Origin of the sequence: Planobispora longispora, from assembly GCF_016863135.1 — a bacterium.
Taxonomy (GTDB): domain Bacteria; phylum Actinomycetota; class Actinomycetes; order Streptosporangiales; family Streptosporangiaceae; genus Planobispora; species Planobispora longispora.
Window position 1 is genome coordinate 1 of the sequence record NZ_BOOH01000079.1, and the last position, 11,697, is coordinate 11,697.

11 protein-coding genes are annotated in these 11,697 nt (G+C 69.6%); 6 read left to right on the forward strand and 5 right to left on the reverse strand.

The genetic code is table 11. The annotated features are described in order from the left end of the window. Positions 1-128 precede the first annotated feature (128 nt). Positions 129-1,145, forward strand: coding sequence for a zinc-dependent alcohol dehydrogenase (locus Plo01_RS39185; protein WP_239317927.1), 1,017 nt, complete (start codon positions 129-131; stop codon positions 1,143-1,145). A 248-nt stretch (positions 1,146-1,393) separates the two neighbouring features. After that, a complete protein-coding gene (locus Plo01_RS39190; protein ID WP_203895875.1) occupies positions 1,394-2,029 on the forward strand; it encodes a hypothetical protein in 636 nt (211 codons plus the stop codon). A 151-nt stretch (positions 2,030-2,180) separates the two neighbouring features. Here the strand turns inward: Plo01_RS39190 and gap are convergent, their stop codons facing one another. Further along, the gene (gap, locus tag Plo01_RS39195; protein WP_203895876.1) at positions 2,181-3,173 is read right to left on the reverse strand and encodes a type I glyceraldehyde-3-phosphate dehydrogenase; all 993 of its coding nucleotides are present in this window, start codon (positions 3,171-3,173) and stop codon (positions 2,181-2,183) included. 184 nt (positions 3,174-3,357) lie between these two features. On the opposite strand from gap, the gene Plo01_RS39200 reads away from it, so the two are divergent. The 4 genes from Plo01_RS39200 to Plo01_RS39215 all read left to right on the forward strand — a co-directional run bounded on the left by Plo01_RS39200 (position 3,358) and on the right by Plo01_RS39215 (position 6,028). Then, positions 3,358-4,059, forward strand: a complete 702-nt coding sequence (locus tag Plo01_RS39200) for a CBS domain-containing protein (RefSeq protein ID WP_203895877.1) — start codon at positions 3,358-3,360, stop codon at positions 4,057-4,059. Positions 4,060-4,382: 323 nt separating this feature from the next. Next, positions 4,383-4,607 carry a hypothetical protein gene (locus tag Plo01_RS39205; RefSeq protein WP_203895878.1) on the forward strand — a complete coding sequence of 75 codons (225 nt, stop codon included), beginning with the start codon at positions 4,383-4,385 and terminating at the stop codon, positions 4,605-4,607. Between the two features lie 182 nt (positions 4,608-4,789). Beyond that, complete coding sequence (locus Plo01_RS39210) at positions 4,790-5,392, forward strand: histidine kinase (protein ID WP_203895879.1); 603 nt, start codon at positions 4,790-4,792, stop codon at positions 5,390-5,392. Positions 5,393-5,746: 354 nt separating this feature from the next. Beyond that, entirely contained in the window at positions 5,747-6,028 is a 282-nt protein-coding gene (locus Plo01_RS39215; RefSeq protein WP_203895880.1) for a DUF4342 domain-containing protein, read from the forward strand. Positions 6,029-6,314: 286 nt separating this feature from the next. Here the strand turns inward: Plo01_RS39215 and adhE are convergent, their stop codons facing one another. From adhE to argF, 4 genes are all read right to left on the reverse strand, one after another. Then, the gene (gene adhE, locus Plo01_RS39220; protein WP_275415463.1) at positions 6,315-9,077 is read right to left on the reverse strand and encodes a bifunctional acetaldehyde-CoA/alcohol dehydrogenase; all 2,763 of its coding nucleotides are present in this window, start codon (positions 9,075-9,077) and stop codon (positions 6,315-6,317) included. Between the two features lie 46 nt (positions 9,078-9,123). Then, positions 9,124-9,549: an HPF/RaiA family ribosome-associated protein gene (locus Plo01_RS39225; RefSeq protein ID WP_203895882.1), complete on the reverse strand. Its 426-nt coding sequence runs from the start codon at positions 9,547-9,549 to the stop codon at positions 9,124-9,126. Positions 9,550-9,685: 136 nt separating this feature from the next. Continuing rightward, complete coding sequence (arcC, locus tag Plo01_RS39230; protein WP_203895883.1) at positions 9,686-10,621, reverse strand: carbamate kinase; 936 nt, start codon at positions 10,619-10,621, stop codon at positions 9,686-9,688. A 3-nt stretch (positions 10,622-10,624) separates the two neighbouring features. After that, entirely contained in the window at positions 10,625-11,629 is a 1,005-nt protein-coding gene (argF, locus tag Plo01_RS39235; protein WP_203895884.1) for an ornithine carbamoyltransferase, read from the reverse strand. Positions 11,630-11,697 lie beyond the last annotated feature (68 nt).

Below are 11,697 nucleotides of genomic sequence, written 5' to 3' on the forward strand. Positions count from 1 at the left end.
AACGAACCGATCGTGACCTCTCACCCGCCCGGCCGTGACCGACGACCGCATCGCCCAGGACCTTCGGCCCTGCCCCACCCGGCCGCCGGGTCGAAGACTCGGAGACGAAAGCGAAGAGAGGGAGAACCATGAACATGCGCGCCGCCGTCGTCACCGCGTTCGGCAAGCCCCTGGAGATCCGGGAGATCCCCGTCCCCGAGCCCGAGGCCCACCAGGTCCTCGTCCGCATCGAGGCCAGCGGCCTGTGCCACACCGACATCCACGCCGCCCACGGCGACTGGCCGGTCAAGCCCGCGCTGCCCCTCACCCCCGGGCACGAGGGAGTCGGCGTCATCGAGAAGGTCGGCTCGGCGGTCACCGGCCGCGCCGTCGGCGAGCGCGTGGCCATCCCATGGCTCGGCTATGCCTGCGGCACTTGCGAATACTGCGTCAGCGGCCGGGAGACCCTGTGCGAGTCCCAGCTCAACACCGGCTACGCCGTCAACGGTGGCCACGCCGAGTACGCCGTCGCCCACGCCGACTACGTGGTCCCGGTGCCCGACGGCGTCTCCCCCGCCGAGGCCGCCCCGCTGACCTGCGCGGGTGTGACCACTTACAAGGCCGTCAAGGTCTCCGGGCTGCGCCCCACCGAGCGCGCCGCCGTCTTCGGCATCGGCGGCCTGGGCCATCTGGCCCAGCAGTACGCGCAGATCTTCGGCGCCGAGACCGTCGCCGTCGACATCACCGCCGACAAGCTCCGCCTGGCCGAGCAGCTGGGCGCCGCCCACACCGTCAACGCCGCCACCGGCGACCCGGTCGCCGAGATCAAGGCGCTCGGCGGGGCCGACGTGGCGATCGTGCTGGCCGCCAGCCCGCGCGTGCTGGAGCAGGCGCACGCCTGCCTGCGGCGCGGCGGCCGCCTGGTGCTGGTCTCCCTGCCCAAGGACAACGCGATGAGCCTTCCGGTCTTCGAGACCGTGCTGGGCGGCATCAGCGTGATCGGTTCCATCGTCGGCACCCGCGCCGACCTGGCCGAGGTCTTCCGCCTGCACGCCGCCGGACGGACCAAGGTGATCTACGAGACCCGCAAGCTCGATGAGATCAACTCCTCCTTCGCCGAGGTCCTCGACAGCACCGTCCCGGCCCGGTTGGTCTTCGAGATGTGATCGCCCCACCGAGTACGGCCGTCAGCCGCGGCACCGGCCGTACTCTTCGCCATGTCTCGGGGAGCCCTCGAAGCCGATACCGACCCTCTGCATCCTCCGGGATCGCGCCGCTTCCCCGGCTCCGCGAATGAAGTCCGCGCTCGCCCACCCGGAGAACCCGCGGCCCTACGGCCGATTCTCCGGGTTTTCGCCCTGGGAAGGGCACCGTCGCAGGCATAGCGTCAAAGACGAACGCCGAGGAGACCCCGATGGATAGAGCACTGAAGTCCTCTGCCCGAACCGGCCTGCTGATCGTCGGCATCGCCGCGGTAACCTACCCTCTGCTCCTGCGCAGATGGTGCCTGACCTGGGGAGCCACCGCCGAGGAGGCGGAGCGCGCACTGCCCGGAGACGAGCTGCTGCCGGACGCCGGCCTGGTCGCCACCCGCGCCGTCACCATCGACGCGCCACCCGCCGCGGTCTGGCCCTGGCTGGTGCAGATGGGCAGCGGCCGCGGCGGCGCCTACACCTATGACTGGATCGAAAACCTCTTCAGCCTGGACATGCACAGCGCCGATGTGATCCTGCCGCAGTTCCAGGATCTCAAGATCGGCGACATCCTCCCGCTGGGGACAACCGGCCCTCGAATGCGCGTGGAGGTCATGGCGCCGGAACAGGCGCTGGTTTTCCGATCCGAGGACGGCAACTGGGTGTGGGCCTTCAGCCTCAGCCCTGAAGGCGAGGAGACCAGGTTCATCAGCCGCAACCGCATCTCCACACCGGACGCCGGTCCGCTCGGGCGGCTGGTCAGCCTTCTGATCATGGAACCGGGCAGTCTGATCATGGAGCGCAAGATGCTGCTGGGCATAAAGAAGCGGGCTGAACGCCTGGCTCACGCCGGATGACTCTGTAGGCATGCCGTCATGACGACGCGCGACGCCGTCTGCGGCTCCGTCATGCCACAAGCCGGCTCGCGAAGCCGACGGCAGGCCGGTGGCCTGCCATCGGTGAGCGCCCCGCAGGCCGATCGCGAACACTGGTCGCCTCGGCCACCGGCTAACCTTCTGCGGTCATGCGGGCGGCCGTCTCCACCAGCCGGTTGGCATAACCCCATTCGTTGTCGTACCAGCCGAAGACCTTGACCAGCTCGCCGTCGGCCTGGGTCAGGGCGGAGTCGAAGACGCAGGAGGCGGGATCGCCGATGATGTCGCGGGAGACCAGCGGGGCGGTGCTGTAGCGCAGGATCCCCTCCAGCTCCCCCTGGGCCGCCGCGGCGAAGGCCCGGTTGACCTCCTCGGCGGTGACCGGGCGGGCCAGTACCGCCGCCAGGTCGGTCAGCGAGCCGTCCTCCACCGGCACCCGCAGCGCGATGCCGTCCAGCCGCCCGGCCAGCTCGGGCAGGACCTGGCCCACCATGCGGGCCGCGCCGGTGGTGGTGGGGATGATGTTGACCGCCGCCGAGCGGGCCCGGCGCGCGTCCTTGTGCGGAGCGTCCAGCAGCCGCTGGTCGCCGGTGTAGGCGTGCACCGTCGTCATGAACCCCTTGACCAGGCCGAAGTTCTCGTGCAGCACCTTGACCATCGGCGCGACGCAGTTGGTGGTGCAGGAGGCCAACGAGACGATCTCGTGGCGGACCGGGTCGTAGGCGGCGTCGTTGACGCCGGGCACGACGGTGGCGTCGACGCTCTTGCCCGGAGCGGAGATGAGCACCCGGCGGGCGCCGGCCTTGAGGTGGACGGCCGCCTCATCCCGGCTGCGGAACTTGCCGGTGGCCTCGATGACCAGGTCGGCCCCGTAGGCGGTCCAGTCGATGCCGGCCGGGTCGCGGTGCGCGGTGACCGGGATGGCGCGGCCGTCGACCTCGATGGAGGAGGCCGAGGAGGCGACCGGCAGGCCGAAGGTCCCGTAGGTGGAGTCGTGGGCCAGCAGGTGCGCCAGGGTCGGGGCGTCGGTGATGTCGTTGATCGCGACGATCTCCAGGCCCATGGGCAGCGCGCGCCGCAGGAAGGCCCGGCCGATCCGGCCGAACCCGTTGATACCGATCTTCATCGTGGTTCCTTCCAGCGTCGGGTTTCCGGCTTCATCGTCCGGCGCGGCGCCCCGCGCGCCGTAGAGGCCAAAGGCCCGTCGAAACGGTGCGATAGCCCGGTAATGAAGGACTTCCGTCCCTGCCCGCACGGCGGGGGCCGCAGTGAGATGGAGGAGGAACCCCCGCCCTTCCAAGGAGGACACGATGCGTGTGAAGGTCAGCGAGGTCATGACGCGCGAGGTGGCGTCCGTCGACGGCACCACGCCGTTCAAGGACGTCGCCGAGACGCTCGTCAACCACGGCGTGAGCGCGGTGCCGGTCGTCGACGCCGACAACCGCGTCATCGGTGTGGTCTCCGAGGCGGATCTGTTGTGCAAGGAGGAGTTCAAGGAGCAGTTCTACCGGGAGGGCTACCGGCCGCCGCTGCGCGCCCGGTTGCGCCACCGCCTCGGTCAGGACAAGGGCAAGAACCTGGACAAGGCGCGTGGGGAGACCGCCGCCGAGCTGATGACTTCCCCGGCCGTCACCATCCGCCCGCAGTCCGCCGTGGTGTACGCGATGCGGTTGATGGACGAGCACGGCGTCAAGCGCCTGCCGGTCGTCGACGAAAACGGTGCCTTGCAGGGCATCGTCAGCCGCCAGGACCTGCTCAAGATCTTCCTGCGCTCCGATGCGGCGATCGCCGAGGAGATCCAGACGGATGTCCTGGACCATTCCCTGTGGGTGGACACCTCCCAGGTGAAGGTGACTGTGCACCGGGGCGTGGTACGGCTGACCGGCCGCATGGAGCGGCGCAGCGAGGCACAGATCGCCGCGCGCATGGCGGTGCGGGTCAACGGCGTGATCGACGTCATCGACGAGATCCAGTCGAACGTGGACGACATCCCGGGCTTGGTGAACCGGTAGAACCCGTACGGCTCCCGTTCCCCGGGGGCAAGGTTCCGGTCTGTGCGCCCACCGGACCAAGGTCCCTGTCACTGGGGACAGTCGGCCCTGCCGTACCGCTCCCGACACGGTGGAACCTGACGGTGTGAGATCTTCGACTTCGACCTTCCTCGGTGGCACCGGGACAGTGAGCCGACGACGCCCAGCACGCCAACACCGCCGGCTGGACCCGGCACCACCCCGCACTGCCGCTCTACGACGACAAGGGCGTCACCCGCGCCCTGGAGCTGATCGTCCCCGCCGAGCACGGCGACCCGGTCGAACTGGACGGACTGCGCCTGCGGTTGCGCCGAGCCGGGCACATCCTCGGCTCGGCCTGGACCGAGGCAACCCTCGACGACGGCCGGACCCTGGTCCACACCGGCGATCTGGGCCGTCCCGTCCACCCGATCCCGTGCCCGCCCGAACCCTTCGACGGGGCCGACACCCTGCTGGTGGAGTCGACCTACGGCAACCGCCGCCACGACGACGCCACGACATTGGAGACCATGGCCGGGAGGCTGCGATGAAGACGTTACCGCCCCTCGCCGCTCCATGGAACGGTCCGATGGTGCGCTGTCTGAGCGGTGACGGATAGCCACCCATGAGGAGGCAGAGGGCGAAAAGACACCCCAGCTACCGATAGAGCCATAGCGTCGACGCAGTTTGCGGCCGTGTCGATCACATCGAAGCATCACACGTCAGGAAGCACATGGAACTGCACGACCGCCACGGAGGGCGGGTGCTGTGGCTGGGGAACCTACCCGGTCGAGGAGAGACATACCGGCTCCGTCAGGGGCGGATGTGGCTGGGTGACCACAGCCATGATGCCCTGGCCGCCGCCGCGGCCTACCACGGAATCACACTGGCCGAGTGCCAGCCGACCACTCACTTCAGCTGCACCATGGTGAACCTGAGCAACCGCACATGCTGTCGGCGACGTGCCCGTACGGTGCGCATCGATACCGTGACGGGCCTGGTCCACCGTCTGTGCAGCCCTTGCTATGAAGCGTCCGCACAATTGGCTGGGGCCACCCCGGGGCCGCCGTCCGACCCGGCGATGGCTCCAGTCGGCGACGGCCTGATTCCCGGTTGGAGAGATCTGGATGAGTGGTGGCTGCGCCTACGAGAGCATGAGCGCCAGCAGGTGTCAGCCGATCTGCGCAATGCGATCACTGTGATCTACGCCGCCTGCGAGAGTCTCGTCGACCTCGACCTGCCGCCTGATCTGCAGGGCGAATTCCTCGCACTGATCTACACGCGTGCCGCGGGCCTACGTGACCTGCTGACCACCACCAGGTGGGCGGGCCTGTGACCGCTGGGCGTATGGCTTCGCCGCCAGCCCATGATCGTGGGAGAACCGGTGCCGTCACATCCCGCCGTCTCCCGACCTCGTCCGATCCGTTCCTCGCAAGAGCCGCAGGACCGGCAGCACCACGGTGAAGAAGGCATCGCGCACGGCCTCGCCGAAGTGGCGCAGCGGGAAGATCCACCCGATGGTCTCCAGTCAGAGGGGATTTTGGGCCTTACCGGGAAGTACCCGGCGGGGCCTCCTCGCCGATGGTGGGGACCAACGGCGGCCACCGGCGGGACCTTGGTCCCCGGTCCCCGAGGCGGCCGACGGACATGCTGGAAGTGCAGGGATTACGGAGGATGAGGAGGCCGGGAGATGACCGTCACGAAGGAAGAGGTACGGGTCCACGGAGCGGAACTCGCCGAGAAGATCAGAGAGTTCATCCACGAAGGCAATGTCCGCCGGATCATCGTGAAGAACTCCCACGGGCACACTGTGCTGGAGGTTCCGGTCACCGTCGGGGTGGTGGCGTTCATCGCCGCCCCTGTCGTGACTGCAGTCGGCGCACTGGCCGCTCTCGCCGCGCAGTGGTCAGTGGAGGTCGAACGCGACCTGCAGGACGGCGAGGTCCTCCCGCTCACTCCCGAACAGGAGTGACCCACGCGCCGGCCGACCCGGTCCGGTAGTACCCCGGACCGGGTCGGCCGGATGCCGCTGATCCATGCCTTTACGGTGGCCATCGCCCGCGTAAGGCGTCCTCAGGGACGGTGTCCAAGCAGCGCTTCGGGATAACACGGTGCGGGGCCCTCCAGCAGAGACGTCGGACGGTTTTCAGACACTGCTCGAAGAATCCCGGACCGGTTCCCCTCCCGGCCGGGGGAAAGCCGCCGGACCCACCTGCGCGGCAGACCCGGCGACCTGTCCGATCGTGTGATCTGCTCCCTCATGCAGCCCGTTCTGCATCACCGTCGCGGCGGCCGTAGTAGGCGGCCCGCATCAGCTCCCGCATGTCGTCCAGCATCGGCATGCGCGGGTTGGCCGGGGCGCACTGGTCCTCGTAGGCGTTGATCGCCTGCTGCGGCAGCGCGTCCAGGAACGTCCGCTCGTCGACGCCGATCTCCTTGAACGACCGCTCGATCCCCACCGCGTCGCGCAGGCGCTCCACCGCCGCCGCCAGGGACTCGACTCCCTCGTCGGCCGTCCCGGCCGGCAGGCCGAGCGTGCGGGCGATCTCCTGGAAGCGTTCCGGGGCGCGGTAGTCCTCGTACTTCGGCCAGCCGGACAGCTTCGCCGGCACGGTGCCGTTGTAGCGGATCACGTGCGGGAGCAGGAGTGCGTTGGTGCGTCCGTGCGCCACGTGGAAGGTGGCGCCCAGGGTGTGCGACATCGCGTGCACGATGCCGAGGAAGGCGTTGCCGAAGGCCATGCCCGCGATCGTGCCGGCGTTGTGCATCTTCTCCCTGGCCTCGGGGTCGGCGGCGCCCCGCGTCACCGCCCGCTCCAGATGGGAGAAGATCAGCTTGATCGCCTGCAGGGCCAGGCCGTCGGTGAAGTCGTTGGCGTAGACCGACACGTAGGACTCGATGGCGTGGGTCAGCGCGTCGAAGCCGCTGTCGGCGGTGACCACGCGGGGCAGCTCGGCCGCCAGCACCGGGTCCACGATCGCCACGCTCGGGGTGAGCGCGTAGTCGGCCAGCGGGTACTTCTTGCCGGTGGCCGAGTCGGTGATGACGGCGAACGGGGTCACCTCCGCGCCGGTGCCCGAGGTGGTGGGCACGCACACCAGGCGGGCCCGCCCCCCCAGCGTCGGGAACCGGAAGGCGCGCTTGCGGATGTCGAAGAACTTCTCCTTCATGTCCGCGAAGACGACCTCCGGGTGCTCGTAGCGCAGCCACATCACCTTCGCCGCGTCCATCGCCGACCCGCCGCCCAGCGCGACGATGGTGTCGGGCTGGAAGGCCCGCATCAGCTCGGCTCCCCGGTCGACCGTCACGACGCTCGGCTCCGGCTCCACGTCGTCGATGATCTGCAGGGCGACCCGCTCGGCGCGGCGCTGCAGGACGTCGATGACCCGGTCCACGTAGCCCAGCCGGGTCATGACGGGGTCGGTGACGACGGTGACGCGGTGGACGTCCGGCATGTCGGCGAGATAGCGGATCGCGTTCGGCTCGAAGTAGATCTTCGCCGGGACTTTGAACCACTGCATGTTGTTGTTGCGCCGCCCCACACGCTTGATGTTGATCAGGTTGACGGCCGAGACGTTGTCCGACACCGAGTTGCGGCCGTAGCTGCCGCAGCCCAGGGTCAGCGAGGGCAGGAAGGCGTTGTACATGTCGCCGATGCCGCCCTGGGAGGCCGGGGCGTTCCAGATCACCCGCACCGCCTTCACCCGCCGGCCGTACTCCTCGGCGAGCCCGGCGTCCTCGGTGTGGATGACCGCGCTGTGCCCGAGCCCGTGGAACTCCACCATCCGCTCGGCCAGGGTCAGCCCTTCCTCCCGCGAGCCCGCGCGCAGCACGGCCAGGACGGGGCAGAGTTTCTCCCTGGTCAGGGGCTCCGCCGGGCCGACTCCGTCCACCGGGACCAGGATGACGGAGGTGTCCTCGGGGACGGCGAAGCCGGCCCGCTCGGCGATCCACGCCGGGGAGCGGCCGACCACGTCGGGGTTGAGCTTCGCCTCCGCGCACCCCCGGCCGCGGGCGGTCGCGCCGAAGACGAACTCCTCCAGTCTCTCCTTCTCGGCGGGTGTGGCCACGTAGGCGTGCAGCCGCCGGAACTCCGCCAGCACATCGTCGTAGACGTCGTCGTCGATGATGACCGCCTGCTCGGAGGCGCAGATCATGCCGTGGTCGAAGGTCTTGGAGAGCACGATGTCGTGTACGGCGCGGCGCAGCTTGGCGCCGCGCTCGATGTAGGCCGGGACGTTGCCCGCGCCGACGCCCAGGGCCGGCTTGCCGGCCGAGTAGGCCGCCCTGACCATCCCGTTCCCGCCGGTGGCGAGGATGGTCGAGACGCCGTCGTGGTGCATGAGCGCGGACGTCGCCGCCAGCGACGGTTCCTCCACCCACTGCACGCAGTGCTCCGGGGCGCCGGCCGCGACGGCCGCGTCACGGACGGTCCGCGCCGCCTCGGCGCTGCAGCGCTGCGCCGACGGGTGGAAGGCGAACACGATGGGGTTGCGGGTCTTCAGGGCCAGCAGCGCCTTGAAGACGGTCGTCGAGGTGGGGTTGGTGACCGGGGTGACGCCGCAGACGACGCCGACCGGGTCGGCGATCTCCACGATCCCGTTGATCTCGTCCCGGGAGACGACCCCGACCGTCTTGAGGTCGGCCATGCTGTGCGTGATGTGCTCGCAGGCGAAGATGTTCTTGACGGCCTTGTCCTCGAACACCCCGCGGCCGGTCTCCTCGACCGCCAGGGCGGCCAGCTCGGCGTGCCGGCCCAGTGCGGCGACGGAGGCCTTCTTGACGATGTGGTCGACCTGCTCCTGGGTGAAGGAGTCGTATTCGGCCAGGGCCTTGAGCGCATTGCCCACCAGGGTGTCGATCGCGGTCCGGACGTCGGCGGGCGGGACGGCTCCCGTACGGGAGTCGGTCATCTCAATCACCTCGTTGAGCTCGTGGCTGCCCTCTCGTCTCCACTGTCGGCGAGAGTCCCGCCCCGGGTCTGCCGCGCAAGGACCCGAGACGGGAGGGACGAAGGTCACTTCTCTGGAGGGAAGGGCGCGACACGGGAGGTGACCCGGCCGAAACTCAGCCGGCGAGCGGTTCCTCGGACGTCTCGTCCTCCTGGGCCATCCGGTCCCGCGCGGCGATCCGGTCCAGGTCCCGGTAGCGGCGGTCGCGGGTGGACTCCCAGTCCCGGCCGATCCGGTCCAGCCGCGCCCTCAGGCGGTCGACGAGCTCGGCGACCGCCGCGTGGGCGGTCTCCCCTTCGGCGTGTGCGCGGATCAGGCTGCCGTTGACGTCGAGGACGGCCTGGGCGCTGGTGAGCTGGCCCGAACCGAGGCTCACGGGAGCGTTGATCTTGACTCGGGTGAACAGGATGGGCTCGCCGCAGTGGCGGTCAAGGGCAGCGATCTTCTCCTGGACCCGTTCGATCGCGGAACGGGGCACCCGGCCCCGGGTGAGCACCTGAACGTCCTGCGCGGCCAGTGCGGCGTGCGCTGCCTTCGCCATTTCGGTCACTCCCTATCTCTGGTCGGGGCTCCAGCCTTTCGCCATGGCCCCACCGGGGACAGGGACCTTCGTCCCGCCCGCGCGCGCCGTACGTCCCCTGCCGGGCGGCAGCGGACTGCCGCCCGGGACCCGCTGGTCACAACGTGCTGGTCAGGGGCCAGGTGGCGTTGGGGGTGATGATGGTGCCCGCCGTCCCCTCCAGGATCTGCTGGGCCTGGTCCAGCCGGCCGATCGCGGCCATGTCACCGGTGGTCTCCACGAAGTGGCAGGCCGCCTCGACCTTCGGCCCCATCGACCCGGCGGGGAAGTCCAGCTCGCGCAGCTCGTGCGGGGTGGTGTGGCGGATCTCCTGCTGCTCGGGGGTGCCGAAGCCCTTCATGACCCGTGGCACGTCGGTCAGGATCAGGAAGGCGTCGCATTCGAGTGCCTCGGCGAGCATCGAGCCGGTCAGGTCCTTGTCGATGACCGCCTCGATGCCCTGCAGCCGCCCCTTCTCGTTGCGGATGACCGGGATGCCGCCGCCGCCCGCGCAGACCGCCACGACGCCGTCGCGGACCAGGCCGCGGATCAGCCGGGTCTCCACCACCCGCTGCGGGCGGGGCGAGGGCACGACCCGGCGCCAGTACGGCCCGTCGGGCTTGACCGTCCAGCCGTTCTCCGCGGCCAGCCGCTGCGCCTCGTCCCGGTCGTAGACCTGGCCGACGAACTTGGTCGGCTCGGTGAAGGCCGGGTCCACCGCGGAGACCAGCGTTTGGTTGATCATGGAGATGACCTGGCGGCCCGGCAGCGCGTTCTGCAGCGCCTGGAGCATCCAGTAGCCGATCATGCCTTGCGTCTGCGCGCCGAGGGTGTCGAACGGGTAGGGCCGGCTGAGGTTGGGGTCGCTGGCGCTCTCCAGTGCCAGCACCCCGACCTGCGGGCCGTTGCCGTGGGTGATGACGAGCTCGTGCTCGCGGGCCAGTTCGGCCAGGGCGGCGGCGGCGACGGCGACGTTGTCCTGCTGCAGGTCGGCGTCGGGCCTCTGCCCGCGCTGCAGCAGCGCGTTGCCGCCGAGGGCGACCAGTACGCGCATCGTTCAGCCCCCCAGGGTGGCGACCATGACGGCCTTGATGGTGTGCAGACGGTTCTCGGCCTGGTCGAAGACGATGGACCGGGACGACTCGAAGACCTCCTCGGTCACCTCCAGCGCCTCGTGGCCGGTCTTGACGAACAGCTCGTCTCCCACGGCGGTCTCGCGGTTGTGGAAGGCCGGCAGGCAGTGCATGAACTTCACCGCCGGGTTGCCGGTCGCCGCCACCAGAGCGGCGTTGACCTGGTACGGCATGAGCAGCTCGATACGCTCCTCCCAGACCTCCTTGGGCTCTCCCATGGAGACCCACACGTCGGTGTAGAGGAAGTCGACGCCGCGTACGCCCTCGGCGACGTCCTCGGTGACGGTGATGCGCGCGCCGGTGGTCTCGGCCAGTTCCCGGGCGGGCTTGACGACCGTGACCTCGTCGGGCCACAACGACCGGGGCGCCACCAGGCGCACGTCCATGCCGAGCATCGCGCCGGTGACCAGCAGTGAGTTGCCCATGTTGTTGCGGGCGTCGCCGAGGTAGGCGTAGGAGATCTGGTGGAGGGGCTTGTCGCTGTGCTCGGTCATGGTGAGCATGTCGGCGAGCATCTGGGTGGGGTGCCACTCGTCGGTCAGGCCGTTCCAGACCGGCACGCCGGAGTAGGCGGCCAGCTCCTCGACGTGGGTCTGCTTGCGGCCGCGGAACTCGATACCGTCGTACATCCGCCCCAGTACCCGGGCGGTGTCCTTGACCGACTCCTTGTGGCCCATCTGCGAGCCGGACGGGTCGAGGTAGGTGACGTGGGCGCCCTGGTCGAGAGCGCCGACCTCGAAGGCGCAGCGGGTGCGGGTGGAGGTCTTCTCGAAGATCAGGGCGATGTTCCTGCCCCTGAGCCGCTGCCGCTCGGTGCCGGCGTACTTGGCGGCCTTGAGGTCGGCGGCGAGCTTGATCAGGTAGCGGAACTCCTCCGGAGTGAAGTCGAGTTCCTTCAGGAAGCTGCGGTTGCGCAGGTTGAATGCCATGTCGTTGGCTCCGTGATGAGGATCCCCCGGGGGATCGGTGCGTTGAGGGCTCCTGCCGGGGCGGGGAG